Here is a 26,988-nt window from a genome sequence, read left to right on the forward strand (position 1 = left end):
TATAACAAGCAAGTTGCCACCCTCAAAGAGAATCAGCCTCAAGGTTTTTGGTCTAAGCGATTAGCTGCCATCACTGAGAAACGCAATCGTCAGGTTAGGGATGCGGTCAATAAAGCGGCTAGAAAGGTGATCAATCATTGTCTTGAGAACAGAATCGGCACCGTCGTGTTTGGCTGGAATCGAGGGCAGAAAGACGGTGCCAATATGGGTGCTAAAACCAATCAGAAGTTTGTCCAGATTCCCACGGGCAGACTCAAAGAGAGAGTCTCGCAACTGTGCGAACAGCACGGGATTCGATTCGTTGAGACGGAAGAAAGCTATACGTCTAAGGCTTCGTTTGTGGATGATGATTTCCTGCCTAAAATCGGTGAGAAACCCGAAGGGTGGAAGGAGTCAGGCAGACGAGTTAAACGTGGCTTGTACCGCACTCAAAACAATCAGTACATCAATGCTGATTGCAACGGTGCGGCAAACATCTTGCGAAAAGTAGCGACAACTTTAGGGCTATGCCTTGAGGGAGTCAGTAGGGGCGCTTTGTTAACGCCTTTGAAGGTTCGCTTGTGGACTCTTCAAGAATCCCCTCGCCTTTAGGCATGGGGAGTATCAAACCTCCAACCTACAAACACTCAACCTGAACTGTCGAGGTTTTTAGGCAAAATCCCACCTTCAGCACTCAATTAATGCGATTCTAAGGGCGAAACTTCATCTTTCACCCCTTACACTACTCCCACCGGGAAGTAAGCCACCGTCTCCAAACTCGGAAAATTGAGTTTTGATCTCGGAACTCCGACCCCAGAACTTGAAACTTCAGGATCAGAACTCGAAACTCCGACCTCTACACCTGACACTCCGACCTCGGAACTTAAGCTTTCGACCTTTGACCTCGGAACTCTGAGCTTGTTACTCCAAAAACAAAGCCCAGAACCCGGAACGTCGAGCAATTTACTCCAACATCCAAGCTCTGAGCTTCAATGGTCAGCCTCAAAGGGCAAATAGCCAGGATAAAGTCGAGCTAAGCCCAATCACGTAAAGTTTGATCTTTTTGCCGTTTGCAGACTCTACGATCGTGCTACTCCAGAAAGGTCAAACCACGATCGCATCCTCAAAAAAAGCTATGGATCAAGCAGAACGGGCTACTTGGCTAAAGCAAAACACAGTGCTGGAATCGCTTTCAGACGAGACACTAGGAGCGATCGCGGCGGCAATTCAAGCAGAATCAGTGCAAGAAAATCGACGGTTGGTGCTGGAGGATACGATGCCTGCGGCGGTCTATATTCTGCACACAGGACGGATTGAGAGCTATCGCACCAGCTTGACGGGGCTTGCCAAGGCAACGAGCTTATTGCCCGGAGCGATCGTCTATCTCAAAGAGCTGCTGATTAACGCAGTCGCCGAAGACACGACGATTACGCTCAGCGATTGCGTGATGTGGGCGATTCCTCGCGCTGATTTTCTAGCCCTGACTCAGCAATACCCAGAGATCTCACAGACATTTTCTCGGAATCTGGCAAACGAGTTAGAGGAGGTATCGCTGCAACTGGCATTTGAGCGCGATCGACAGGCAGCGCTGCGTCCCTATGTGGTACCCAAGGTCAAGCGGGGCATTGTGGGCACGAGTCGCTACGCGGTGAGAATTCGGCAGGAAATTAAAAAGGCAGCCAGCGATCGCCAATCAGTGCTGATTTTTGGAGAGCCGGGACTAGAGAAAGACAACACGGCGGCGTTGATTCATTTTGGGTCGGGCGATCGCAAAGAGCCGATGATTCAGGTAAATTGCAATACGCTACAGCCGAGTGGATCAGAGCTATTTGGACGAGTCGGCGGCAAATCGGGACTGCTGGACTGGATCGGACGTGGCACGATTTTACTCAACAACTTAGAAGCAATTCCCACTGAGCTAGAAGAGAAGTTGGCGCACCTGTTGGCGACTGGGGAATTTAGCCCGCTCGATCGAGACGATGCAGCCCCGACTCCGCGACGGTGTGAAGCCCGAATTATGATGACTTCTGAGAAAGTTTTGCCACGATTAGAGCGAGGAAAACTGGTCGGACATACGATTAAGATCCCGCCGCTGCGAGTGCGGAAGGCAGACATTCAGGCTCAAATCGAGTATTACCTCAGTTTGCTGTCTCGCTCTAGAGGCATTCCCAAGCCCACAGTCGCACCCGAAGCGCTGCGTCGTCTCCAAGGCTACGATTTTCCGGGCAACGCCGTTGAGTTGCAAAGCCTGATCACTCGTGCACTGACTCAATCAGATGGAGCCGCCGAACTGACCGAAGAAGTCTTTTGGGCAGCCAGTGTCAAAACCCGACGATTTCGGATTAATTTACTCAACGCTTATCCCAAGCTGCGGCAGTTTCTTCGCAGTCCGTGGTATCCCGATCGGCTCAATTATGGCTTCACCTTGGGATTTTTTGCCGTCGTGGTAGCCGTGCTGATGTTTGGTCCGCAGAGCCGCGATCGCAACATTGCGCTCAATTTCTTTTGGGCGTGGTGGTGGATGCTGATGCTGGTGGCGTTTCCGTTTGTGGGGCGTTTGTGGTGTGCGGTGTGCCCCTTTATGATCTATGGCGAACTGGCGCAAAAGATCTCGCTGTGGATCTATCCGCGTCAGCTTCAACCCTGGGCGCGAATCGAAGCCGAAAAGTGGGGCGGCTGGTTTTTGTTTGGGATGTTTGCCCTAATTTTGCTGTGGGAAGAACTGTGGAATCTGGAGAACGTCGCTTATCTATCGGGCTGTTTGCTGCTGCTGATCACGGCGGGAGCGGTGATTTTTTCACTGCTGTTTGAGCGGCGATTTTGGTGTCGGTATTTGTGCCCGATCGGAGGCATGAATGGCTTGTTTGCCAAACTCTCGATGATCGAACTGCGCGCCCAGCAAGGCATCTGTTCGGCAACCTGCACCACCTATCAATGCTACAAAGGCGGACCTCAAAAGGGCGAAGGCTTAGAGACGGGCGGATGTCCGGTTTATTCTCACCCGGCTCAGCTTCAAGACAACAAAGATTGCGTCCTCTGCATGACCTGCTTAAAGGCGTGTCCGCACCGATCGGTCGAACTCAACTTTCGTCCCCCCGGTATTGAACTTTGGACAACCCACAAACCAAGCTACGCCGAGATTGCTCTGTTGTTTTTGCTGTTTGGTGCTGTGTTTTTACATCGATTACCTGAGATCGAACAGCAGTTTGGCTGGAATTTGCACTTAAATAATTTCGGCATTCACGCGGGTGTTTCAGTTTTGGCGTTGCTGATTCCTGGCACGATCGCGCTCGTTGCCCACGCTGTAATTCGCTTACTCAATGCCAAGCCGCGTCCCTTTTTAGAACTGGCGTATGGCTATTTGCCGATCGTCTTAGGCAGCAGTCTCGCCCATTATCTAAGATTAGGCTTGACCGAAGCGGGACGAGTCATTCCCGTGACGATCGCCACGTTTGGCGCAGATACTCAAAATCTGTCGTTGCCGATCGCCGTTGCCGATCCGGCTGTGATCGCATTCCTTCAGGGCGTGACGTTCACCTTTTCATTCTGGCTGAGTGTTTTTCTCACTCAAAAAATTGCTCGTCAACCGATCTGGAATTTGTTGCCACAGCATATGTCAATGGCAGCGATCGGGTCTATCCTATGGGTAATCGTGGTGGGCTGGTAGCCATTCTTCTCAGCGATGTAGTGAGAGTCCCATTGTTTAATCATTTCATACGGCTATTCCTTCATTAGATGGATTTTTATCACAATCGATCGTGCATTATTAGCCAAGCGGGAAATTATTCAGTAGAATTTGAACTCAATTGGGGTAGAAGAGTTCCTAGAAAGCGTCGTGGGGAAAACAAGCGTGAAAGGGAATAAGCAGAAAACACTCTTTGGAAAAAGGTCTGCTCACCGTTCTAAAGAAAACCTGTCTAGCGATCGTGACATTATTGCTGGACGGCGACTCAATCAATTAGTAGCGATTGTGCAACGCTACCCTGTCTTAGTCTGGAGTGGTGCCTGGGTCATGATGATGGCACTGTGCTGGATCAGCGTCACCGGGTTGCTGCACGTTGACACCCTAAAGGTCGAGCAACCTCAGCCCCAGATCGTGGCGGACGAGCCTCAGATTCCGCAGCTAAAACCGCGACTGCACGCAAAACCCGCCTCTTCGTTTGGGCTGTTAGCGGCGATCGCCGTCAGTTGTGGCGCGACTTCTCTACTTCTCGCCAAGCAGCTTTCGCCGACAAAATCACAGCGCAGACTTGTGATCAAACGCCCAGCTTCCGTTACTACTGCGATGGCAACGCGCCAGCCTTCAACAGAAGGAAGTAACCTCAGACGACACCCTCCGGCTGACGGGGCGACTCGGCGATCGAGTCCTGATGCGACGCAGCCAACCGTCACGGTGCTATCACCCGAAGAAACCCATCCCTTAGATTGGGGCGACGCGAGCTTGGCAGACCTGATGGACATCCGTAAGCAAAAATCGATTTCTAACTATCCGTAAAAAACGGTTTAGGATCTGGCGTTGCTGAATGCAGATATGAAATACTCTCCTCACGAAGCGGGGCGAGCGCTTTGCCCAACCCTTCTCCCCAGGGAGAGCCAGAAATCTTGTCCCCTCTCCTTTTGGGAGAGAATACCCTCATCCCCAACCCTTCTCCCTGGGGAGAAGGGAGCCAGAAATCTTGTCCCCTCTCCTTTTGGGAGAGGGCTAGGGTGAGGGCGAAATCTGTGCTTCATAAATCAATTCAGCAACGCCTAGGATCTCACCGCTAATAGGGCTTTCCAGTCAGCGATCGCGCCCTCAGTCCAAAGCCAATTGTTAGCAAGCGCGTCTGGCTGAAACTCAGTCGGAGCCTGACGGAGAACCTGATCGCGGAGCTTCACCGCCTCCCCTTTAAGCCGCGTCTGCTGGTTGGCAGGCTGACCGTTGAGCGATTTCATTGACACGAGCGCTAACCCTGAATAGGCAACCAGCGCATCTTGAGAAAGGGGTTTAGCGCTACCCTGCTGACTGGCTTTTTGCGATTTGGTCAGCGCGATCGATTGAAACCAGGCATCACTGGCGCGTCTGAGATTGCCTTCACGGTAATAGGCAAACCCCAACGCATTGTAATAGCGAGGGTTAGGGCTGCCTTTAACGGCGGTTTCCCAATAGCGACGGGCATCTTCGCCACTGTAGTTGCCGTTTTTGGTCTTCACAAACTGCCACGCCAGCCGACCTCGTAAAAAGCTAGTCGTCGGAACGTCTTTGTCAGCCGGAAGCGACTGTAAAGCAGCCCCTGCCGATGAAAGCGCATTGCGATCGAGCAGCGATTCTACGGCTTTCTGTCCGGCTTCTAGGTTGCCCTGGCTAAAACTTGTGGTAGCAATTCTCGTCAGATTGTTAGTATCAGCTTGATCAGAATTGGCGGTCGTTTGATTGGAGGGTTGATCAAGGCTAGGAATTCGCCGCAGAAGGTCATCGGGGCTGGGATTAGAAGCTGACCCAAACTTAGACACTCCCCAGATGCCCAGCACAACCACAGATGCAGCGCCAACTCCGGCAATCGCCCACTTCCAGGGGGGACGGATCTTCTGTCTAGGATGCCCAAAGACGCGATCGACGGGCGCGGCTGCGGTTAAGCCAGAATCGAGTTGAGGCGATTGAGCGATCGTGACAGACTGTTGGGCAGCGCTAGAGGAAGGTTGCTCAACTAGAGCCGACTGACTCAATGAGTGCTCAAATTCTGACTCTGAATCGGTCAGATGATGGGTTTTATAAAGCCGCTGCAGGTTTTGTCGAGCGCTCTCATCGTCAGGGTCAAGTTGCAGCGCTAACTGGTAAGCCGCGATCGCCTGAGCGACATTATCGCCATAGGCTTCGAGGGCGATGCCCAACTTGCTATATGCCTCAGCCGACGAAGTGATTTGAATCGCATCGCCATACGCCCCGATCGCGCCTGCCACGTTGCCCTGAGCATAAAGCACATCACCCAAAATCAGGTAATCGTCTGCCCCATGCAGGTCTAACCCGATCGGATTCGATTCTTGTTCGCTTCGATCGTCAGCGTCCATCAAGAAGCTTTCATCGCCCGGAATCGCGCCAAACGGATTGCTGTCTTCTCCAGATAGCTGTCGGATCAGATCGAGAACGGCATCGCGATCGTCGTCGTCTGGCTCTTCGTACTGGTCAATTTCTTCTGAGTCGAGCGGATCGATCGCACTGATGGGAATGGAGGGCGATGGAGTCTCGATCGGGGGTTCTTCAACATAAACCTGACTGGAATCTGAGCTGAGCGGAGGCTGCAAATAGCCATCAAAATCAGGATGCAAATAGAGAATCGGCAGTGCCCAATACAACTGATTTGAGCCATAGGAAGACAGCAGCCCTTGTCTTGCTCGACTCAAACTCAGGTCGATCGGCGATCGCTGTCTCAAGTTGCGATAAAACAAACGGCTCAAGGTCAGCGCCACATCATCGGGAATGCGTTCTGCCATCGCCAACACCGCCGGAACACCTCGTCTCAGCAGCGCTTCGGTCAGATTGCCATTTTCGCTGGTCGGATCAGACGTAGCGGTATAGACACCGCGACACGAGTTGAACACCGCCATGCGAATGCCGTTGTTGACCAGCAACCCGGCTAAGTCGTCGCCGCTCAACACTTCGGTGAGACCCGTCTTATCGCTGACTAAATATAAGTCGCCGCCCGACCCGCCTAAACTGCTGTGCCCTGCATAGTGCAAGACCTGATAGCAGCCCTGCTCTAGCGCTTGAGTGAGTTGTTCGCGCCCCGGCTGATCGAGAATAGTGAGTTCGATCGCTGGAGGTGAAGCCGTACCCGATCGGGTGGCTTGCTCTCGCTGAAGTTCTTCGTTGAGGTGGTTGGCTTCTTGCCTGAGCGCCAGCACTTCTTGATCGGTAGGAGCCGCCAGCACCATGAGAATTTTGAGCGGTTGATTTTGCTTTAACGCAGGCAGAGGCTGAGAGTGCAGCACGGTTGCCATTGGCGCAAATGCAGACTGATAGCGCGAAAACACCACATCTGTCCCGGTGGCAAGGGGGCGACCTCCCGCGTTTAGCACTTCCCACGGCAGGCGAGGAAGCCGATCGCCTCTTAAACCCAGGCGCAGCCGCAAGTCTTCTCGGCGGTTTTGGGCGACTCCTTGAGCGGTCATCCAACTATCGCGAATGGTGCCTTGAAAGAGAGCGTTGTAGAGCGTTTGCCCCAGCGCTACTAGGCTATGAGACAGAGACGAATCAGTTGCTTCACCGCTCGTCGATCGTCCTGGAAAATGCCCCCGCAGCAGTCCCAATAGCGGATCGTGCATCAGTTGACTGGCTTGATCCAGCCATTCATCCACGTTCCAGGTGACTAGCTCTTCGGCTAGGGGCACCCCCGGCGACACCCGCTCGGTGCGAATCCAATACTCGTCTTCTCTGACCAGAGTCACAGAAATATAGAATTCCTGAGTCACAACTATTCTCCAAGAAGACCTAATCTACAGGTGTGTCCCAATTGCATCGTTGACTCCCTCATTTCTCATAACCGCTGATTGAGGTGGCGAGTCAGGCAAAACATTTGAAATTTAGGATTGTTTGAGGATTTGTTTACAAAGTCCTTGTCTCCAAGATTACAAATTTTTGACCCTTCTTGCACAAAGCAAGCAAGAAATCTGGAGTAGAAACTGTGCGGCTTACAAAATTTGACGAATAAAGCTCGATCGAAGTGCCGTTTTCAGAACCATGATTTGCCGATTCTTATATTAGTGTTAGCCCCGATCGCGACTCGACTCATTCTCACTCCCATCTCTTCCTTTTAAGATAGAATTAAGTATGAAGTTATGTTTCCGTCAGCTTTGTAGATTCAACGGCGGCGTGAGACATCCTTAATAGAGTGTGAAGATGTCTCTATTCGAGAGCTTAAAACCAGACTATAAGAGGACGCACAATGGCAGTTACACAGCCCCCTTTACCTTTTGCTAAGGATGCTCTTGAGCCTTATGGCATGAAAGCAGAGACGTTTGATTATCACTACGGCAAGCACCACGCGGCTTATGTGACCAACCTCAACAACCTGATCAAAGACACTGAGCTTGACAGCAAACCCCTCGAAGAAATCATTACCTCGTCGTTTAAAGATTCTTCTAAAGTTGGGGTCTTTAACAACGCGGCTCAAGTCTGGAACCACAGTTTCTTCTGGAACTGCCTCAAAGCAGGTGGTGGCGGCGCTCCAACAGGCGAACTCGCTGAACGAATCACCAAAGATTTCGGCAGCTATGACAAGTTTAGAGAAGAGTTTAAGGCAGCCGCAGCGACTCAATTTGGCAGCGGTTGGGCGTGGCTTGTCGATGACGGTGGCACCCTTAAAGTCGTCAAAACCCCCAACGCAGAGAACCCTCTCGCTCACGGGCAAAAAGCGCTCCTCACTCTCGACGTGTGGGAACACGCTTACTACATCGACTTTAAAAATGCCCGTCCTTCGTTTATTGACAACTTCCTAGACAAGCTCGTCAACTGGGATTTTGTTGCCCATAATCTCGCAGCTTAATTCAGCCACGCCAGTATTTAGGATTGTGGGTTCAATAAAACCGGATTCTCCCTTACCCCAACCCTCTCCCTCAGGAGAGGGAGCCAGAGTCTAGTTCTCCTTCTCCTTGGGGAGAAGGGGTTAGGGGATGAGGGCAAAATACGGAGCCGTAGATCGACCATTTTTCTACATCATTTAATCCACAATCACTAGGATATTTAGACAGTCACGATCGCTTCGTGGCTGTTTTTTTTAGCAACTCGTGCTAGATAACACCCATAAATCCGGCGAGTACGATAGGGTGATTGTGTAAAAATCCCACTATCTTGAGTCCCTCATGGACAGCAACGAACTTGCTCACTATATAGAAGCTACCGATGGCATCTCAAAACCCTGGCTTTTGGCGCAACTCAGGCTGATCAAATTAAAAGAGCGGCAAATCACCCTCTCGCCCGAAGAATTTGAAACTGCCCTGGCAGACATTCATCAAGACTTGATGAGCCTGGGCAACTGGTGGGTCGGTCTCGAAGACGAGGTATTTTAAGTCTTATGCGTCGTCGTAAAAAAGCTCCCGAAGACATCAATCTCAGCGATCCGCAATACTACTTTAGCCGTGAGATGAGTTGGCTAGAGTTTAACAATCGAGTGTTGCATGAGGCATTTGACCCCCGCACTCCATTGTTAGAGCGGCTTAAATTTATGGCAATTTATAGCTCTAACCTTGATGAATATTTCATGGTGAGAGTGGCAGCGCTCAAAGAACAGGTCGAAGCACAAGTCAGCAAACTCAGTGCCGATGGACGCGCCCCTAAAGAGCATTTAGAGATGATCTATCAACGGCTGCACCCCATGATCGAAAAGCAGCATCGCCATTTTGAGCAAGCGTTGCGCCCTCAGTTAACGGCTCAAGGTATCTACCTGCTCGACTATATTGACCTCAATCAAGAGCAACGCACCTACCTGCAAACCTACTTTGAGGAGCAGGTGTTTCCGGTGCTGACCCCATTGGCGATCGACCCTAGCCATCCCTTTCCCTATATCTCAAGTCTCAGCTTAAATTTGGCGGTCGTCGTCAAAGACGGCGTTACAGACGAAGAATTATTTGCCAGGGTGAAGGTGCCCAAGGTGCTGCCTCGATTTATTCAGATTCCGATCGAGACTCAAGATTCGCCCTCCTCAGTTCCAAATCGCCCTCCTTTGTGGGTGGGTGTGCCTTTAGAGCAAGTCATCGCCCACAATTTAGATCCGCTGTTTCCAGGAATGAAGATCCAGGAATATTATCCGTTTCGCATCACCCGCAACGCCGATCTCGATCTAGAAGAAGACGAAGCCGAAGACTTGATGTTGGCGATTGAGCAAGAGTTGCGAAAACGTCGCTTTGGGGGTTCCGTTGTTCGCATTGAGCTTCAGCCTTCGATGCCCGAAGGTCTCCGCGCAATGTTGATGAATGAAATGGGCTTAACCGCCAGTGATGTCTATGAAGTCGAAGGATTGCTCTGTCTGGGAGACCTCTTCAGCCTGACCGACTTGCCCGCACCCGAACTCAAAGATCCGCCCTGGAGTCCGGTGACACCGCCCCGACTCAAGCGAGTTAATGAGACCGATATCGAAGACCTAGCCGACAGCGAAGAAGACTTTTTCTCGGTGATTCGCAAACAAGACTTGCTGGTGCATCATCCTTACTATTCATTTTCGCGGAGTGTACAGCGATTTATCACCGAAGCTGCTCACGACCCCAATGTATTGGCGATCAAAATGACGCTCTATCGGACATCGGGAGACTCTCCGATCGTCAGTGCCCTGATCGCGGCGGCTGGAAACGGCAAGCAAGTTGCAGCCCTCGTCGAGCTTAAAGCTCGATTTGATGAAGAAAACAATATTCTTTGGGCAAGAAAGCTAGAGAGTGCCGGGGTACACGTCGTTTACGGGCTGGTCGGACTCAAAACCCACACCAAACTCGTGTTAGTCGTGCGCCGCGAAGAGGGAAAGATTCGTCGCTATGTTCACATCGGCACCGGAAACTACAATCCCAAAACCGCCCGACTCTACACCGACTTGGGGATGTTTAGCTGTCAGAACGATCTCGGTGCTGACCTGACCGAGTTGTTCAACTACCTCACGGGCTATTCACGTCAGCAGTCTTATCGCACATTAGTCATTGCTCCGGTCAACTTGCGCGATCGCCTCCTTACTCTGATCCATCGCGAAATTGAGCATCAGCGCAACGGAGGTCACGGGCGCATCGTTGCTAAGATGAATGCCCTTGTCGATCCGCGACTGATCGCCGCCCTTTATGAAGCGTCTCAAGCAGGGGTCTCGATCGATCTGATTGTGCGCGGCATCTGCTGTTTGCGCCCCGGTGTCAAAGAGGTGAGCGAAAACATTCGCGTGGTCAGCATCGTTGGGCGATTTCTGGAACATTCTCGAATTTTTTACTTCCATAACAACGGCGAGGAAGAAATTCTCATGGGCAGCGCAGACTGGATGCCGCGAAACCTCGATCGTCGCGTCGAGGCGGTGGTTCCGATCGCAGACCCTGACCTCAAAAAAGACCTAGAGGAGATTCTCGGCATCATGCTGGCAGACAACCGCAACGCGTGGGATTTGCAGCCCGACGGGCGCTATGTTCAGCGTCGCCCCACCAACGGCAGCCCAGAACAAAGCTCACAAAAAATCTTTATGGAGCTAGCGCAGCAGGCAAACGCTACATGAAGGGTCGGGAGTCATAGGTCAGGAGAGAGAAAAGCCCTTACGTTTGACCACTGAACTAAAGAAAACTTGGTTGGAAGTGAACAATCGGCGATCGGCAATTAATTCCGGATTGCCGATTGTTTTATTTACGATCTTTATTCCTACAATATCTTTTGTTTAACTCACCTATCCTCTAGCCAGACTCAATATTCTTAATCAACAAAATCGTTCACGATAGCGCTTTTGTACACCCCTGTTCCTTCCGTAAAGGCACGGATATTAGGTTAAAAAAAGCTGAATTTCCGGCTTGTAAACAAAAAATAACAACCCTACTTGAAAAAACAATCAAAAAAGTCGATCTTTCTTGAAAAAGATGTGAACGATGGTCGAAAAGTAAGCTAAAGTTGGATTCAAATTTTTGAATAATAACTAGCAACCTTGCCCCAACTCTAATGACAACTAAAGTTCCTACCACCCCCTCTCTTGCTGACTCAGTTCCTGTTGATATTGACATCGATCCGATCGAACTAGAAGCGTTAGACAACGAAGATCTCAGTCCTGAAACTCTGGCGCGATCGGTGAAAGGAAAAACCAGCGATTATCTCGGTCTTACTGATGACTCAGTTGGCATGTTTTTGCGAGAAATGGCACGCTATCCCCTGCTGACTCAACCCCAAGAGATTGAACTTGCTAGAGAGATCGCCAAAGGAGGTGCTCAGGGTGAGAAGGCAAAGCGCAAATTAGTCCGCGCCAACCTTCGTTTAGTTGTTTCTATTGCTAAAAAATATTTAAATCGTGGGGTGCCCTTTCTTGATTTGATCCAAGAAGGCGCAATGGGGCTGATGAGAGCCGCCGAAAAGTTTGATTATGAGCGAGGCTACAAATTCTCGACCTATGCATATTGGTGGATTCGCCAAGGCATTACCCGCGCGATCGCGTCTCAGTCAAGAACGGTTCGCCTCCCAGTTCACATGGTCGAAAAACTCAATCAAGTTCGCAAAGTGCGGCAAACGCTCACCCAAACTTTTGGACGGAAGCCTACTAAGCAAGAACTTGCTGGGGCGCTAGATATGGATGAAGACAAGCTAGAGCAGGTGTTAGATGTGAGCCAGCGCACATTGTCGCTTCATGCGTGGGTTGGGCGCGACGAAGACACTGAGCTAATGCAGCTCATTCAAGACGCAGATAACATCGCACCCAATCAGTCACTCGATCACAACCTGCTCTGCGATCGCCTCAATTCGGTCTTAGACCATCTGAGCGATCGAGAGCGAGAGATCATTAAGCTGCGGTTTGGCTTAACCGATGGGCAGCACTACACGCTGACTGAGATTGGTGAACGCTATCAGCTTTCTCGTGAGCGAGTGCGACAGATTCAGGCTAAGGCGATGAGAAAACTGCGCCATCCTCGCCGTCAAGCCCTACTAAAAGACTGGATGTAAAAATTTTGCCTGAATCTGGCAATCATTTGCGCTTAATAGACTTGGCTAATCCTTGCGATAGAGGACGCAATATGTAGAAACCGCTACATTAACGCTAAGTATTAAACAGTTTGCGTCAGGTATCAATGCTGTCTTGTGAGCCTCAAGTGTTGCGTGTATTAGTTGTTGATGATCATGAACTAACTCGTGTAAGCCTCAAGCTTGCGTTACAGCGGCAAGCGGGGCTGGAGCTAGTGGGGTTGGCGAGCAATGGGCAAGAAGCGATCGAGATGGCAGATCGTCATTTGCCCGATGTGATTATCATCGACCTACAAATGCCAATCATGGATGGGTTGAGTGCATCCACTCAAATTAAAAGTGATCATCCAAATATCAAAATATTGGCTTACTCGTCCCTAGAAGACCCTCAAACTGAGGTAATGCTTCAAACGGCGAAGGTGGATGCTTTTTGTAAAAAAGACGTGGCTCTTCAAGACCTTGTGAAGGTCATCAATCGATTAGGTCAGCGTCCAGCAGCGAATGATGCCTGTTGAGGTTAATCTCTAACAGGCAGTTGTTCATAAACAGAGTAACGAGCAAAAGAGTTCGTCTGTTGCCCATACATTTTGTAGCACTACGAAATTACATTAGGATGCTGGGTTGCGGTCGAAGCAACAAGGAACCTAAGCCCCTTGTTCTAAAGTAGCTGCGTAGTGCTATGGCAATCCTATTTCGGAGTAATCGATAGAGTGTAGGGGTTGCGACCCTGAGCACGATCTCCGACGTAAACAGAATAGTTGCCTTTACTCCAGCGTCCCGGAATTTCAATTTTGCCGCCCGACAGACTATCTGCCTGCACACAGACGGTTTGCCCCTGCTCACCATTAATCAGCAGCGTCGGTTGACCAGCACCCTGTAGTTTGAAGCGAAGGTTGCTATCTGCGGTCACTTGAATCGTATGGTTAGGGCTGCTAGCAATAAATCCTGCACAGCCTGGATCTTTAACCGATCCACCAGATGTGCCATTCAGCGTCACGGCTGGAGAATTTGGAGCGATCGCCACGGTTTGACTAGATGCAAGCCCTGCTAATGCAAGAACAGCCGCGATCGTAGTCGGCACGACTGACCAACGTAAGTATGATTTCATCGAGTTCACCCCCTTAAGCTTGTAATACCTCATAGTTTTAGTATTACAGGGACGAAATAGACTGAACTAAGGATTGTTACTCTTCTTGAAGTGGCACTCATTTTTAGGGATGGGCGCTCATCCTAGCCTGATGTTCGATAGCGATCGAGCAACTCCGACAGATAATCATATCCGTCTACGCCGATCGCTTCAAGAATAGAAGGGCGCTGTCCTTGCAGCACGGTTTGAAAGGAGTCTCCCAATCGCCCTTGCAAAATGGTGAGCAACCCTGCGGTCTGTTTCCAGTCGTTGGAACCCAGTTGTTCAAGCTTATACATCGCCAGAGAGCCAGATAAAACCGCCTTATCGTAGTTCTCTAGTTGATAGAATGCCTCAGCAAAGTGAGCCAGGTTGATTGCCTGAATGTATAAATCGCCTGAAAACTCAGACAGTCGGATGCCGCTCTCCAAAAATTTCAGCGCTTTCTCCGGTTCGCCCAGAATCACGTAAGCACTTCCCAGACTGGTGTAACACAGGGCTTTGCTTTGCCCATCGCCTAATTTTTCTGAAAGATCTAGCCCTTGCTCAAGATAGGAGATCGCCGCTTCATAAACCTCTGGTGCCGATTCGAGCTGCTGCGCCTGAAAGACTTCGCCATAGCCTAAGTTTGCCAGGGCGTTTGCTTCTCCCATGCGATCGCCGCTCTGCCGACTTAAAATCAATGCCCGTTGACTATAGCTAATGGCTTCTGCATAGGCTTTTTCAGTGACGGCAATGCGGCTGAGATGGTTTAGATTTGCAATCTCACAGGGACGATCGCCCGCCTCTTGAGCAATTTCTCTAGCAGCGGAGTGCATCTCTTTTGCCAAATCGAGCGTCCCTTGAACTCGCTGCGCTGACCCCAACAAGGTCAGAATCCGCGCTTTTTCTTGCGTCCCCTCCGCCTGTTTGAGCGGCTCACTCAGATAGCTCATCGCATTGCGAAAATAGCCGCCTGTAAACGAAGCAAACACAGTGCCATAAAGCGGAAAATAGTCGCGCTGAGAAAAGACTCGTAGCCCTTGCAGCGTGATGCGGAATGAAGCCTCTGTGTAGCGATCGCGGTTGAGAGAATTTAGCGAGGTCGATCGACTAAAGCCATTTGCCAACTGCGACCAAATCACGCCAAACGTCAGAAAAATCGTGATCGAAAGTTTCGCCCCGGCTTTAGAGTTGTAGACCAGATTTTCTGCCCAACTCACTAGCCCATGCTCGATCGCTTGCAGCACGATCGCCAGCTCGACCCAAGCAGCCAGCGTCATCTCAGTCTGATTTGCCGCCCAGTCGCTTCCAGACTGCTGCTGATGAAGCGCTTGAAACAGAGATTTTGGCACCGCTCCGATCGGCTGCTTTGCCCACGATGCCCAGGGGTTGCTCTGCCCTGACGACCCTTCAAAGCCCAGTTGATCGGGGTCATAAATCCAGCTCACCAAATGATCCTGGAGGTTGCGCCAAGAATCTAGCCCGCGAGAAATGCCCTCCGCAAGCTGCCCCATGTCTTCTTTTGTAGCGGGGTCAGAAATCGACTGCTGACGCAGTGTGGCGGCTAACTGTTTAAGCTGGTCAGACGTGAGATTTTGGGGATTATTAGGGTCAGTGAATTTGAGAAAAGCCAGCAACCGTTGCGCCGATTCTGCCTGAGTGATCTGATGCAGCGCGGTGACGATCGCTTCTCGTGAGCGATTCTGAGTTTGCCAGCGATTCCATTCGCCTTGAATCGTCTGCAACGCCCTCAGCGAACGAGTCGCCCTCGCTTGTTTTGCCTCATTGGTGCGATCGTCCGCCTGTTTCTGTGTCGTGGTGAAGCGATCGCGCAAACATTGCTCAAACTCTTCTCCGGTGCCTGGTTCGGCTTCTTGCAAAAGCATCTGATAGACCTGCTCTTTAGAGCGAATATTGCCCTTGAGCGTGAGTTGCACAATCTGATCGATGAGTTCTAAATAGCGATCGTGAAGCGGAGAGATCTCAGACATGGATGCAGATTCAACACTAGAGAAGGTGGGCTAACGAAGGAAAATTAGAGTTGAATGCTTCTAATCATAAAAGCAACTTGCAAAAATCACCTTAAAAAATAAAGGCGCAACTGCTTGCGCCCTCAACCTTCAGATTTTCTGGCTTACCCAAAAACTACCACTTGAGCAAATTGAACTGCTCCATGTCCACGGTGTCGCGGTTGCGGTAAATGGCAAGCACGATCGCCAGACCGACCGCCGCTTCTGCCGCCGCGATCGTGATCACAAAAATGGTGAAAATCTGTCCTTTGATCGTCTGCGGATCAAGATAGTTAGAAAACGCCATCAGATTTAAGTTGACCGCGTTGAGCATTAGCTCGATCGACATCAGCACTCGCACCGCATTTCGGCTTGTGATCAACCCATAAATGCCAATGCAAAACAACGCGGCAGCAATAAGCAAAAAGTATTGGAGTTGCATAAGTCTCAGATTATTGAATGGTGCTATCGCTACGACCTGTGGTGATTAGCTCACGCGGACGTTCGGGCAAAGTGAGCGCTTCGGTTTCACCAGGAGTCAGATCCTCTTCTGGCAGAAACTCGCGACGGGCAAGCACGATCGCGCCCACCAGCGCCATCAGCAGCAAAATCGAAGCCAGCTCAAAGGGCAGCAAGAAATCACTGAAGAAGTGCAGACCGATGCGGACGATCGAGGAATCTCCGCTAGCAACCTCGGTCGAAATCGCCCAAGGAGTCGTCACCACCATTGTTCCCAGTAGGGCAAAAATGCCAAAACATACTGCTGCCGTTGCCACTTGGCGAATCCAGATTCTCGGCACCACCTTAAAATCTTCGCGCTTGTTGACCAACATAATGGCAAACAAAATCAGAACGTTGACCGCTCCCACGTAGATTAAGACTTGAGCAAACGCCACAAAGTCGGCATTCAACAATAAATACAGCCCAGCGATGCTGATAAACACGCCGCCCAGCAAAAACGCTGAGTAGACGATGTTCTTTAGCAGCACGACTCCCAGTGCAGACCCCAGCATCATCAATGCCAGCACCCCCAATGAGACGATTTGAACTCCTTCCGCTAAATTCACGCTCTTAACTCCTTGTGGTATGGACGCGGCTCAATTCGACGCGATACACACGTCGCACAAACCCCTATTTTTTGGCTTCTTTGTCTAAAATCTCTTCTGGACGCAGCCCAGCCCGACGAGACCCCGCAGGTAGATCGTGGGGATCAAAAACACCTTTGGGCAGGTAAGCAAACTCTCGCAAAGGAGTCACCATTGGGTCTTGAGTCACTTTATAAGGCAGACGACCCAGCGCCACGCTGTCATAATTTAACTCGTGGCGATCGTAGGTTGACAGCTCATATTCTTCGGTCATCGACAAACAGTTTGTCGGACAATATTCGACGCAGTTACCGCAAAAAATGCAGACTCCAAAGTCGATACTGTAGTGCTTAAGCTGCTTTTTCTTGCTTTCTTTGTTGAATTCCCAATCGACCACAGGCAGGTTAATCGGGCAGACTCGCACACAGACTTCGCAGGAAATGCACTTATCAAACTCGAAGTGAATCCGCCCTCGAAACCGCTCTGACAGAATCAGCTTTTCGTAGGGATATTGAACGGTGATCGGGCGACGGCGCATGTGATCAAAGGTGACAGACAGCCCTTGACCGATATATTTACCCGCCTGGAACGCCTCTTTGGTATAGTCGCCCACTTGCTTAAGAAACTTGAGCATTCGTGTTCTCCAAAAAATGAGAGTAGGGTCAGCCGCCAAACGCGATTGGGAATGCCAATTTTAGACCCGCCGTGAGCAGCAAATTGACAAGCGAAACGGGTAAGAGAAACTTCCACCCTAAGTCTAGCAATTGGTCGATCCGCACGCGGGGCACCGTCCAGCGCAATAAGATAGCAAGGAAGATCAGAAAATAGGCTTTGAGCAGCGTCATGCCAATACCAATCGTAGCGGTGACGACTTGCAGCCAGGGAGTATTCTCACTTACGCCAATCAGGTTGGCGATCGTGCCCACGTTCACCGGAAATTCCCAGCCGCCCAGATATAGCACCGCAAACAGCAGCGCAGATAGCGTCAGGTTGACGTAAGAACCTAGATAGAAGAGGGCAAACTTCATGCCAGAATATTCAGTCTGATAGCCCGCGACGAGTTCTTCTTCGGCTTCTGGTAAGTCAAAGGGAATTCGCTCACATTCTGCCAGGGCTGCGATCCAGAAGATCAGAAATCCGACAGGTTGCCGCCAAATATTCCAGCCGAGAATGCCATAGCCTGATTGCTGTTGCACGATATCGACCGTGCTAAGCGAGTTAGACATCATGACGATCGCCAACACCGACAGCGCCAGTGGCAATTCATAACTGATCGATTGTGCAGCGGCTCGTAACCCACCTAATAGCGAATATTTGTTGTTAGAGGCATAACCCGACATCAACAGCCCGATCGGGACAACGCTAGACAACGCGAGCCACAAAAACACGCCCATTCCCACGTCAGAAACGATCAGGTTCTGCCCAAACGGGACGATTAGGTAGGACAGAAAAACGGGAATCACGACGATCGCCGGACCCAACGTAAACAGGAGCGCGTCTGCTTTAGACGGCGTAGTATCTTCTTTAAAAACTAGCTTTAGCCCGTCTGCCAGAGGAGCCAAAATGCCCAACGGACCGATAAATTCTGGACCGATTCGCTGTTGGGCAGCAGCAGAGATTTTTCGCTCTAGCCAAACCACGACTAAAACGCTTACCGTTGCTGCCACTAACACGATCAGCATCGGCAACGGCAACCAAAGTGCTCTCGCAGCCCCAGGTGGGATGCCAAAACCTTTGACAGATTCAATAAAATTTCCTTGAAGGTCGATTCCTGGGTTCATGTTTCCCAACTTGCGTCAAGTCATTGGTCAGTCGCCGTTCGCTTAATCTTAGAGACGAAGTTTTTGACGACCTTAACGCCTATCAGTATATCTTTCCAAATGGACCAGAACCGCACCAAAGTATTGAATTTATAGCCCTTTCGACCATCAAACTATCCAATCGTCTGCATTCACTTTTATGAATCGTCAGGCGGAGGGCGGTCGATTTTGGGTTCCATGAAAGAAGCCCCCAAGAGCAAGAGTCTTGGAGGCTGGAGTTCCTGAAAATCGTCACCTGACTATCGTTGCAAGGGATTGACGATCGAGCAAGAGGGGTGACACCCTCTATCTGGAGTTCTAGCGATCGCCGATCGCAACGTAAGGGGCTGAATGCAAGCCTGTGTAAATCTGCGTCGGTCGGAAGATGCGGTTTTCGTTGAGTTGTTCTTTCCAGTGAGCCAGCCAGCCAGCGACGCGAGAAATCGCAAACACGGGCGTAAACAGATCGGTAGGAATTCCTAATTTGAGATAAACCAAGCCTGAATAGAAATCGACGTTGGGATAGATGCCCTTGCCGCCGAGCTTTTCTTCAACCGCGCGCTCTAACTCGGTGGCGATGTCGTAATATTTGTCGTGCCCAAATTTCTCAAACAGTTGTTCCGCCAGCCCTTGCAGGATGATTGCTCTAGGATCTTTCACCTTATAGACTCGATGCCCAAACCCCATGATTCTCTCTTTGCGCTGAAGCCGATCGTCGAGATAGGGACGAACATTTTCAACTGAGCCGATCGCGTCGAGCATTTCAATCACCTCTTCGCTGGCTCCTCCGTGAAGTGGACCTGCCAAAGTCCCGACCGCAGAAGCGATGACCGCGTAGGGATCAGTCAACGTAGAAGCCGTCACCATCGCTGAGAAAGTAGACGCATTAATCGTATGCTCGGCATGAAGCACCAGACACACTTCAAAGATCTTGGCGGCTAGAGGGTCAGGTTCTTTCTCGTTCAGCATGTAGAGAAAGTTGGCGGCATAGCTTAAATCATCGCGAGGCTGAACGGGATCGTTGCCCTTTCGCATCAGTTGAAAAGCAGCGACCATTGTCGGAATTTTTGCCAAAAGTCTGACGACAGCAGCCCGAATATAAGCTGGATCATCTAATGCACGACGAGAATAAAACAAACCCAGTGCTGCCGCACATGCCTGAAGTGCATCCATCGGATGACCGCTTTCAGGAAAGCACTTCATCATGTCTCGAATGTGATATTTGAGCCTTCGATGATATTGGATTTCATTTTCAAAGGCTTCTAACTCTTCTTTGGTGGGCAATTCTTTCCAGATCAGCAGATAAGCTGTTTCCAAAAAGGTGCTTTTCTCAGCAAGTTCATAGATGGGAATGCCCCGATATTCTAAGATGCCGTGTTGCCCGTCCACGAAGCTGATGCTGGACTGGGTTACTGGAACGCCTTCTAGACCTGCTCTAAATTCGCAGACAGTCATGATTTACCGTTGTCTTACTGTGAGTGATCTCAAGCTAACTTATCAGATTTAGCAGATCAGAATGTAGTGTCTGAACCAAACACTCGATCGCTTACGTCTGCATATCACATTTTTGTGAGCGTCGATACCTATCTGACCTATAGACAAACTAATGTTTGCAGATTTTTAGAAAAGATAATAGTATCAAGTTATAAAGATTTACACCTTGACTTACGTTGCGTTTACCGATAGGTCGATCGACTTCCGATAAAGCCTGCGACGAACGAGGTGGGAATCGACGGGTCACATTTTTATACTCTCGTAAGGAGTTATATGCCTCACAGACATTCTCAACCAAAGTCCAATTCTCAAAGTCGGAAGTCCGATCGATCTGAACTGCAATCTGAGAGTCGCCCCTCGCAGCAGTGGGAAGAGTCGAATCGCAGTCGCCCCGCTAATACTAAGATCAGTTTGACGAAGCTAATCGAGCAAGACTCCCCGCTTCAAACCAACAGTCAGCTAGTCTTGATGTACGGTCCTTTTCAAACCGAAATGCTGCCCGAAGCAGGGCAAGGCGTTGCCTCCTGGATCAAAGACTGTCTTCATAAACATGGGTTGCCCAGCTTGGTCAGGTTTGACTATCGCCGCCGCGCTCAGATCTTTCGCCGGGATGAATTTCAACCCTGGCTAGAGCCGCTGATCGAACGGCAGAGCTACTAGATTTATGTAGAAACGTAGAGTTTGTTGCCTCTTCGCTGCAAAGCGGGTTAGTGAGTCATAAATACTAGCCCGCTTCAGTTTGCAGAATGCCAGATCGGGCACCCTTTGCAGAGTCTGCATCCGATAAAGTGAAGGGATGTTGACGATCGCCAAACCTATGACTACACCAACCTACGATATTATTTTGCGGCAGGGTCGATTGCTGCGATCGGATTCGATCGAAACCGTAGATATTGCGATCCAAGACGGCAAGATTGTGGCGATCGCGCCGCAAATCGAAGGCACCGCCAAGCTTGAGTTAGACGCTCACAATCAGTTCATCAGTCCGCCTTTTGTCGAGTCGCACATTCATCTCGATTCAGCGCTGACTGCTGGAAATCCGCGTTGGAATCAAAGCGGCACCTTGTTTGAAGGCATCGACATTTGGCGCGAGTATAAGCAAACTCTCTCGCTAGACAATGTGAAACAACGGGCGATCGCGACTCTCAAACAGCAGGCGGCTCAAGGAGTGCTCTTTGTTCGTAGCCACGCAGATGTGAGTGAGACAAGTTTAACGGCTCTGCAAGCTCTATTAGAGGTGCGAGAAGAAGTCAAAGACTGGGTGACTCTGCAAATCGTGGCGTTTCCGCAGGATGGGATTTATGGCAATCCTAAAAATGATGAACTGATCGAAGAAGCGATGAAAATGGGGGCGGATGCAGTCGGAGGCATTCCCCACTATGAACTGACTCGCGAAGATGGCGTGCGATCGGTGCATCGCATTTTTGAACTGGCAGAGAAGTACGATCGCTTAATTGACATTCACTGCGACGAAATTGATGATGATCAGTCCCGATTTCTAGAAGTGGTGGCTGCTTGTGCGATTCGATCTGAGATGGGTTCGCGAGTCACTGCCAGTCACACAACGGCTTTTGCGTCTTATAACAATGCGTATGCCTTCAAGCTTTTAGGCTTTTTGCAGCGCACTCAAATCAATTTCATCGCTAATCCCTTAATCAATATCACACTGCAAGGGCGCACCGACACCTATCCCAAACGTCGCGGAGTGACTCGCGTTAAAGAACTCTGGCAGCAGGGCAAAAACGTCAGCTTAGGGCACGACTGCGTGCAAGACCCGTGGTATTCGCTCGGTACGGGCAATATGCTCGAAGTCGCGTCGATGGCGGTGCACGTCTGCCAGATGACCGGAACGTCAGAAATCGACGCGTGCTATGAGATGGTGACACAGAACGGTGCAAAAACCCTGCACATTGAGAACGACTATGGGATTGAGGTCGGCAAACCAGCCAATCTAATCACGCTGGATGCCGACGATCGCTATGATGCAATTCGTCGTCGGGCGATCGTTCGCTTTGTGATCTCGCAAGGGAAGTTGTTGGCTGAAACCCAACCGCCTCAAACCACGTGGAAAGGAACATCTCGTTAACTCTAATCCATAGCACCCCGCAAATTCAAAGTGGAAGAAGGGCAATGTCCCGTTAGCGCTTAAAATAGTGAGCTTTAGATCTTTCTGGCGATCGCCCATCATGACTGCTGGACAAAAACTCTATGAAGGCAAAGCTAAAATTCTTTATGCCACCGATGACCCAGACATTTTGCTGACGCATTTTAAAGACGATGCGACGGCGTTTAATGCTCAAAAGCGGGGCAGCATAATCGGCAAAGGAGCCGTAAACTGCGCCATGTCTGCCCATCTCTTTAAATTGATGGAAGCAAACGGCGTGCCCACTCACTTCATCGACTGCCCGACAGCGATCGAGATGCGGGTTAAAGCGGTCAAGATTTTGCCGATCGAAGTCGTCGTCAGGAACATTGCAGCGGGTAGTCTCTGTCAACAGACAGGTCTGGAGCTTGGAACAATCCTTAGTCAACCTCTCGTGGAGTTTTATTACAAAAACGATGGACTAGGTGACCCTTTGCTGACCCTCGATCGGCTCCGTCTTCTTGATCTGGCTACCGATGATCAGGTGGATCAATTAAGAAGAATGGCACTGCGGATCAATGACCTGCTCACCGCTTTCTTTGATCAGTGTGGAATCACGCTGGTAGACTTCAAGCTAGAGTTTGGCATCGATTCAAAAAACCAACTGCTTTTAGCCGACGAAATCAGTCCTGACACCTGCCGCTTGTGGAACCAAACCGAAACTGACCCCGATCGCCGCGTGATGGATAAAGACCGCTTTCGTCGTGATCTAGGCAACGTTGAGGAAGCCTATCGGCAAGTGCTAGAGCGTGTCTTGAGTCAAGCGGTCTGATCAATTATGGGGCATCATCTTTGATCGATCGTTCTGATTGATGGATATTAATACCCATCAATGCGGTAAGATCTCACAGTTTGCCAAGGATTGTAATCGCTTCTTGATATTGTGAAATTGATTCTGCTTTAGGCAAAATCTGGTGTGAGGACGTGCCAAGTAACGTGAACAAAATGCGCTTATCTCCTATTTTAATGGCAGCTTTTGCGGCTGTCGCCACCGTCGGCTGGTCAAATTCTGCAAACGCTCAAACCCCTGAAGTTTCTCAGCAATCGCGGACGACTCAAGCAATGGGGAACAATCCTGTTGCTAAACCGAACCAGCAGCAAGAGAAAACGATCGCGCTAACGAAGCGATCGAGCCAAGATGTTGTGGTCGAGACCGTCAAGGTTTCTGAAGTGGCTGCCCCTGATAAGATTGCAGCCTACCCTTTGCTTAAGCCTTTTCAACCCAAGTTGGCGACGGCAGCCATTCAGATCGCTCAGACTCAGGGAAGCCCAGTTGATGAGCAGCAGCCTACCCCTATTCAGCTAAACCCGCCGTCTCCAACTGCGCCAACGCTGACGATTCCGATCGCTCCGCTGCCAACCGTGCAGCCGACTCCTCAAATAACCCCAGCACCTAGTAGCCAACCCGAAACTCCTGCCACGCCTTCGACCACTCCACCTGTCACCCCAACTCCCCCAACCGAGCCAGAACCGAGAGTGCTGGTGGGTGAGGTGCTCGTCATCGGTGCAGAAGCAGATCTTCAAACCGAAGTTTATCGAGTCATTCGCACTCAGCCTGGGCGGACGACGACGCGCTCTCAACTGCAAGAAGACATTAACGCTGTTTTTGCAACCGGATTCTTTCAAAACGTCAAAGCCACGCCTTCAGATACGCCGCTTGGGGTGCGAGTTACCTTTGAGGTACAGCCCAATCCTGTTCTGAAATCAGTGCAGCTAGAGGGTGCACGGATTGTGCCTGAGAAAGTGGTTAGCGATATTTTTACCCCTCAATATGGCACCACGCTTAACCTGCGCCAGCTTCAGACGGGCATCCAAGCATTGACCAAGTGGTATCAAGATAACGGCTATGTCTTAGCCCAAGTTGTGAATGTGCCTAGAGTTTCCCCGGATGGATCGGTGACGCTAGAGGTCGCTGAAGGAGTGGTCGAGGGGCTGCAAGTTCGGTTTGTCAATAAGCAAGGCGAAGACAAAGATGCCAAAGGCAACCCGATTCGCGGTCGCACCCGTGACTTTATCGTCACTCGCGAGTTTGAGCTAAAACCGGGAGATGTCTTTAACCGGAAGACGGCTGAACAAGATTTGCAGCGGGCGTTTGGATTGGGAATTTTTGAAGACATCAAGCTATCCCTCAGCCCAGGTCAAGATCCCCGTAAGGTGATTGTCGTTGCCAACGTGACCGAAAAGAACACCGGAAATATTGGCGTTGCAGGAGGCTTTAGCTCGGCAAGTGGGCTGTTTGGCAGTGTCAGTTATCAGCAGCAAAACGTGGGTGGCAACAACCAAAAGCTAAATGCAGAAGTGCAGATTGGTCAACGTGATCAACTCTTTGACCTGAGCTTTACTGACCCGTGGATTGGCGGCGATCCGTTCCGCACGTCTTACACGGTGAATCTTTTTAGACGCAGAACGATTTCGCTCGTGTTTGATGGCGGCAAACCAGAAGTTAATCTGCCGAATGGCGATCGTCCTCGTGTGTTAAGAACGGGTGGCGGCATCACCTTTAACCGTCCTCTCGATCGCAATCCGTTTAAGCGCGCTGAATGGAACGCCTCTCTCGGACTGCAATATCAACGGGTTTCGATTCGAGATGCCGATGGCAAACTCAGCCGTAGAGATTCGCTAGGCAACCTGTTGAGCTTTGACCCCAGTGGCAAAGATGATTTGATCACGGCGCGATTGGGATTTGTGCGCGATCGTCGCAACAGCTTTCTGACCCCAACGAGTGGCTCGGTCTTGAGTTTTAGCACTGAGCAATCGGTGCCGTTAGGGAGTGGCAGCATTCTCTTTAACCGTTTGCGAGCCAACTATAGCTTCTATATTCCGGTGCGATTGACGCGGTTGACTCCAGGATGTCGCAATCGTCCGCTCAAAATTGGTGAGAAACCTCCGACAGGCGGCTGTCCGCAAGCGCTGGCGTTTAACCTTCAGGGGGGAACTGTCTTGGGCGATTTGCCGCCTTATGAAGCGTTTCCGCTCGGTGGCACCAACTCAGTGCGCGGCTATGACGAGGGCGATGTGGGCAGTGGTCGCAGCTATCTGCAAGCTACCGCAGAATATCGGTTCCCGGTTTTCTCAATTATTTCTGGGGCGCTGTTTATCGACGGTGCTACTGATTTAGGAACTGGAAAGAACGTCCCTGGTAATCCGGCGGGTGTTAGAGGCAAACCCGGAAGCGGCTTTGGCTACGGCATCGGTGTACGAGTTCAGTCACCGTTGGGTCCGATTCGGATCGACTTTGGGATCAATGACCAGGGTGGGAACAACATCCGCTTTGGCTTTGGAGAACGATTCTGATGGAGGCAGTTAGTTCTCAATCAGGGGCAGAAGCTCATGGGGTCTCACCGCTGCAGCATACGTTAGCGGGTGAAGTGACGCGATCGGGCATTGGGCTACATTCTGGCACCTCAACGCAGGTCACAATCAGACCTGCGGCGGCGGGGGAAGGTCGCTATTTTGTGCGGGTCGATCTGCCCGATGCGCCTGTGATTTCTGCTCAGATTGAGGCGGTTAATCCTACGATGCTCTCAACTGAGTTGGTGAACGGCGATGCCAAAGTCCGCACAGTTGAGCATTTGCTGGCATCGTTGGCGGGGTTGGGTGTTGACAATGCTCGCATTGAGATCGATGGGGCTGAAGTGCCGTTGCTAGATGGCTCGGCTCATGAGTGGGCGATGGCGATCGCTGATGTCGGACTCGTTTCTCAATCTGCACGAGTCACTCGATCGATTTTAGAGCCGATTTGGATTTATGAAGGCGATGCGTTTGTAGCGGCGATCCCGGCTCCAGCACTGCGGTTTAGCTACGGCATTGACTTCGAGTTAGCGGAGATCGGGAATCAGTGGCATAGCTGGTCGCCCGATCAAGATTCTTTTTTGACTGAAATCGCCCTGGCTCGAACGTTTGGTCTGGCACACCAGATTGATCAGCTACGATCGAGTGGGCTGATCAAAGGAGGTTCGCTTAAGAACGCCTTGGTGTGTGGTGATGATGGCTGGCTAAATCCTCCGCTCAGGTTTTCAAATGAGCCAGTGCGCCATAAGCTTTTAGACTTAGTAGGAGACTTGAGTTTGCTAGGAGCCATTCCGATCGCCCACTTTCTAGCCTATAAAGCCAGTCATCGGTTACATACCCAGCTTGCACAAAAAATTTCCTTAACCCTCTAGCCATCAACCAACCCATGTCAACGTTGACCGATATAAATTCAGAAAATGTGGCTGCGCTCCACGTAGATCCGTCGATCGAACAGACTTCCGAACCCGCTCCTCAAAAAACCGTGTTCACCGTCGAAGAAATTCATGCCCTGTTGCCGCATCGATATCCCTTTGCGCTAGTGGATCGGATCATCGATTATGTGCCTGCAAAAATGGCGATCGGGATCAAAAATGTCTCATTCAACGAGCCGCACTTTCAAGGACATTTTCCGGGCAAGCCCATCATGCCAGGTGTGTTAATTATCGAAGCAATGGCGCAAGTCGGCGGTATAGTGTTAACCCAGATGGCAGACGTGCAGGGTGGACTGTTTATGTTTGCTGGCATTGACAATGTGCGGTTTCGTCGCCCTGTCATACCGGGGGATCAGTTGGTCATGACCGTGGAACTGTTGTCTGTTAAGGCTCGTCGTTTTGGTAAGATGCGCGGTCGTGCCGAAGTAGACGGTCAGTTAGCGTGCGAAGGTGATTTAATGTTTGCGTTGGTCAGCTAACTTACACCCAAGGGCGA

General features: G+C 50.6%; 22 protein-coding genes. 14 read left to right on the forward strand and 8 right to left on the reverse strand.

Going from position 1 to position 26,988, the window contains the following annotated elements:
- The 3 genes from A8707_RS20130 to A8707_RS20145 form a co-directional block, all read left to right on the forward strand.
- Positions 1-591 (forward strand): IS200/IS605 family accessory protein TnpB-related protein (locus tag A8707_RS20130; RefSeq protein ID WP_156518764.1); only part of this gene is annotated, 591 nt, incomplete at its 5' end.
- A gap of 451 nt (positions 592-1,042) precedes the next feature.
- Entirely contained in the window at positions 1,043-3,646 is a 2,604-nt protein-coding gene (locus tag A8707_RS20140; RefSeq protein ID WP_231948228.1) for a sigma 54-interacting transcriptional regulator, read from the forward strand.
- Between the two features lie 183 nt (positions 3,647-3,829).
- A complete protein-coding gene (locus A8707_RS20145) occupies positions 3,830-4,474 on the forward strand; it encodes a hypothetical protein (protein WP_068818998.1) in 645 nt (214 codons plus the stop codon).
- 254 nt (positions 4,475-4,728) lie between these two features.
- Here the strand turns inward: A8707_RS20145 and A8707_RS20150 are convergent, their stop codons facing one another.
- Positions 4,729-7,428 (reverse strand): CHAT domain-containing protein, encoded by a 2,700-nt coding sequence (locus tag A8707_RS20150; RefSeq protein ID WP_068818999.1) that lies wholly within the window; start codon positions 7,426-7,428, stop codon positions 4,729-4,731.
- 473 nt (positions 7,429-7,901) lie between these two features.
- On the opposite strand from A8707_RS20150, the gene sodB reads away from it, so the two are divergent.
- From sodB to A8707_RS20175, 5 genes are all read left to right on the forward strand, one after another.
- Complete coding sequence (sodB, locus tag A8707_RS20155; RefSeq protein ID WP_068819000.1) at positions 7,902-8,501, forward strand: superoxide dismutase [Fe]; 600 nt, start codon at positions 7,902-7,904, stop codon at positions 8,499-8,501.
- Between the two features lie 316 nt (positions 8,502-8,817).
- Positions 8,818-9,024 (forward strand): hypothetical protein, encoded by a 207-nt coding sequence (locus A8707_RS20160; RefSeq protein WP_068819001.1) that lies wholly within the window; start codon positions 8,818-8,820, stop codon positions 9,022-9,024.
- 5 nt (positions 9,025-9,029) lie between these two features.
- Entirely contained in the window at positions 9,030-11,192 is a 2,163-nt protein-coding gene (ppk1, locus tag A8707_RS20165; RefSeq protein ID WP_068819002.1) for a polyphosphate kinase 1, read from the forward strand.
- A 431-nt stretch (positions 11,193-11,623) separates the two neighbouring features.
- Complete coding sequence (locus A8707_RS20170; protein WP_068819003.1) at positions 11,624-12,613, forward strand: sigma-70 family RNA polymerase sigma factor; 990 nt, start codon at positions 11,624-11,626, stop codon at positions 12,611-12,613.
- Positions 12,614-12,738: 125 nt separating this feature from the next.
- Positions 12,739-13,146: a response regulator gene (locus A8707_RS20175; RefSeq protein ID WP_068819004.1), complete on the forward strand. Its 408-nt coding sequence runs from the start codon at positions 12,739-12,741 to the stop codon at positions 13,144-13,146.
- Positions 13,147-13,319: 173 nt separating this feature from the next.
- Here A8707_RS20175 and A8707_RS20180 read toward each other — a convergent pair whose 3' ends face one another.
- From A8707_RS20180 to A8707_RS20210, 7 genes are all read right to left on the reverse strand, one after another.
- A complete protein-coding gene (locus A8707_RS20180) occupies positions 13,320-13,739 on the reverse strand; it encodes a hypothetical protein (RefSeq protein ID WP_068819005.1) in 420 nt (139 codons plus the stop codon).
- A 122-nt stretch (positions 13,740-13,861) separates the two neighbouring features.
- The gene (locus A8707_RS20185; RefSeq protein ID WP_068819006.1) at positions 13,862-15,730 is read right to left on the reverse strand and encodes a tetratricopeptide repeat protein; all 1,869 of its coding nucleotides are present in this window, start codon (positions 15,728-15,730) and stop codon (positions 13,862-13,864) included.
- 154 nt (positions 15,731-15,884) lie between these two features.
- The gene (gene nuoK, locus A8707_RS20190) at positions 15,885-16,190 is read right to left on the reverse strand and encodes an NADH-quinone oxidoreductase subunit NuoK (protein WP_068819007.1); all 306 of its coding nucleotides are present in this window, start codon (positions 16,188-16,190) and stop codon (positions 15,885-15,887) included.
- A 10-nt stretch (positions 16,191-16,200) separates the two neighbouring features.
- On the reverse strand, positions 16,201-16,815 hold the full coding sequence (locus tag A8707_RS20195) for an NADH-quinone oxidoreductase subunit J (RefSeq protein WP_068819008.1): 615 nt from the start codon (positions 16,813-16,815) through the stop codon (positions 16,201-16,203).
- A gap of 64 nt (positions 16,816-16,879) precedes the next feature.
- Positions 16,880-17,467, reverse strand: a complete 588-nt coding sequence (gene ndhI / locus A8707_RS20200) for an NAD(P)H-quinone oxidoreductase subunit I (RefSeq protein WP_068819009.1) — start codon at positions 17,465-17,467, stop codon at positions 16,880-16,882.
- A 28-nt stretch (positions 17,468-17,495) separates the two neighbouring features.
- Positions 17,496-18,614, reverse strand: coding sequence for an NADH-quinone oxidoreductase subunit NuoH (gene nuoH / locus A8707_RS20205; protein ID WP_068819010.1), 1,119 nt, complete (start codon positions 18,612-18,614; stop codon positions 17,496-17,498).
- A gap of 336 nt (positions 18,615-18,950) precedes the next feature.
- Positions 18,951-20,087, reverse strand: a complete 1,137-nt coding sequence (locus A8707_RS20210; RefSeq protein ID WP_068819011.1) for a citrate synthase — start codon at positions 20,085-20,087, stop codon at positions 18,951-18,953.
- Between the two features lie 312 nt (positions 20,088-20,399).
- On the opposite strand from A8707_RS20210, the gene A8707_RS20215 reads away from it, so the two are divergent.
- The 6 genes from A8707_RS20215 (at position 20,400) to fabZ (ending at position 26,971) form a co-directional block, all read left to right on the forward strand.
- Entirely contained in the window at positions 20,400-20,786 is a 387-nt protein-coding gene (locus tag A8707_RS20215; RefSeq protein WP_082906443.1) for a hypothetical protein, read from the forward strand.
- A gap of 157 nt (positions 20,787-20,943) precedes the next feature.
- Positions 20,944-22,212, forward strand: a complete 1,269-nt coding sequence (codA, locus tag A8707_RS20220; RefSeq protein ID WP_068819030.1) for a cytosine deaminase — start codon at positions 20,944-20,946, stop codon at positions 22,210-22,212.
- A 67-nt stretch (positions 22,213-22,279) separates the two neighbouring features.
- Positions 22,280-23,041, forward strand: coding sequence for a phosphoribosylaminoimidazolesuccinocarboxamide synthase (purC, locus tag A8707_RS20225; RefSeq protein ID WP_331711732.1), 762 nt, complete (start codon positions 22,280-22,282; stop codon positions 23,039-23,041).
- Positions 23,042-23,214: 173 nt separating this feature from the next.
- Positions 23,215-25,563 (forward strand): BamA/TamA family outer membrane protein, encoded by a 2,349-nt coding sequence (locus A8707_RS20230; RefSeq protein ID WP_068819013.1) that lies wholly within the window; start codon positions 23,215-23,217, stop codon positions 25,561-25,563.
- On the forward strand, positions 25,563-26,432 hold the full coding sequence (lpxC, locus tag A8707_RS20235; RefSeq protein WP_068819014.1) for a UDP-3-O-acyl-N-acetylglucosamine deacetylase: 870 nt from the start codon (positions 25,563-25,565) through the stop codon (positions 26,430-26,432). Before A8707_RS20230 ends, lpxC begins: the two co-directional genes overlap by 1 nt.
- 14 nt (positions 26,433-26,446) lie before the next feature.
- Positions 26,447-26,971, forward strand: a complete 525-nt coding sequence (fabZ, locus tag A8707_RS20240; RefSeq protein WP_068819015.1) for a 3-hydroxyacyl-ACP dehydratase FabZ — start codon at positions 26,447-26,449, stop codon at positions 26,969-26,971.
- Positions 26,972-26,988 lie beyond the last annotated feature (17 nt).

Source organism: Phormidesmis priestleyi BC1401 (genome assembly GCF_001650195.1).
Taxonomy (GTDB): Bacteria; Cyanobacteriota; Cyanobacteriia; order Leptolyngbyales; family Leptolyngbyaceae; genus Phormidesmis_A; species Phormidesmis_A priestleyi_B.

Excerpts from the sequence above, each read along its gene's own strand:
- codA (WP_068819030.1), top strand. The coding sequence starts at position 20,944 with ATGACTACACCAACCTACGATATTATTTTGCGGCAGGGTCGATTGCTG.
- nuoH (WP_068819010.1), bottom strand. The coding sequence starts at position 18,614 with ATGAACCCAGGAATCGACCTTCAAGGAAATTTTATTGAATCTGTCAAA.
- A8707_RS20175 (WP_068819004.1), top strand. The coding sequence starts at position 12,739 with ATGCTGTCTTGTGAGCCTCAAGTGTTGCGTGTATTAGTTGTTGATGAT.
- lpxC (WP_068819014.1), top strand. The coding sequence starts at position 25,563 with ATGGAGGCAGTTAGTTCTCAATCAGGGGCAGAAGCTCATGGGGTCTCA.
- A8707_RS20215 (WP_082906443.1), top strand. The coding sequence starts at position 20,400 with ATGCCTCACAGACATTCTCAACCAAAGTCCAATTCTCAAAGTCGGAAG.
- ndhI (WP_068819009.1), bottom strand. The coding sequence starts at position 17,467 with ATGCTCAAGTTTCTTAAGCAAGTGGGCGACTATACCAAAGAGGCGTTC.
- A8707_RS20210 (WP_068819011.1), bottom strand. The coding sequence starts at position 20,087 with ATGACTGTCTGCGAATTTAGAGCAGGTCTAGAAGGCGTTCCAGTAACC.
- fabZ (WP_068819015.1), top strand. The coding sequence starts at position 26,447 with ATGTCAACGTTGACCGATATAAATTCAGAAAATGTGGCTGCGCTCCAC.
- sodB (WP_068819000.1), top strand. The coding sequence starts at position 7,902 with ATGGCAGTTACACAGCCCCCTTTACCTTTTGCTAAGGATGCTCTTGAG.
- A8707_RS20160 (WP_068819001.1), top strand. The coding sequence starts at position 8,818 with ATGGACAGCAACGAACTTGCTCACTATATAGAAGCTACCGATGGCATC.
- ppk1 (WP_068819002.1), top strand. The coding sequence starts at position 9,030 with ATGCGTCGTCGTAAAAAAGCTCCCGAAGACATCAATCTCAGCGATCCG.
- A8707_RS20230 (WP_068819013.1), top strand. The coding sequence starts at position 23,215 with ATGCGCTTATCTCCTATTTTAATGGCAGCTTTTGCGGCTGTCGCCACC.
- A8707_RS20180 (WP_068819005.1), bottom strand. The coding sequence starts at position 13,739 with ATGAAATCATACTTACGTTGGTCAGTCGTGCCGACTACGATCGCGGCT.
- A8707_RS20185 (WP_068819006.1), bottom strand. The coding sequence starts at position 15,730 with ATGTCTGAGATCTCTCCGCTTCACGATCGCTATTTAGAACTCATCGAT.
- nuoK (WP_068819007.1), bottom strand. The coding sequence starts at position 16,190 with ATGCAACTCCAATACTTTTTGCTTATTGCTGCCGCGTTGTTTTGCATT.
- A8707_RS20170 (WP_068819003.1), top strand. The coding sequence starts at position 11,624 with ATGACAACTAAAGTTCCTACCACCCCCTCTCTTGCTGACTCAGTTCCT.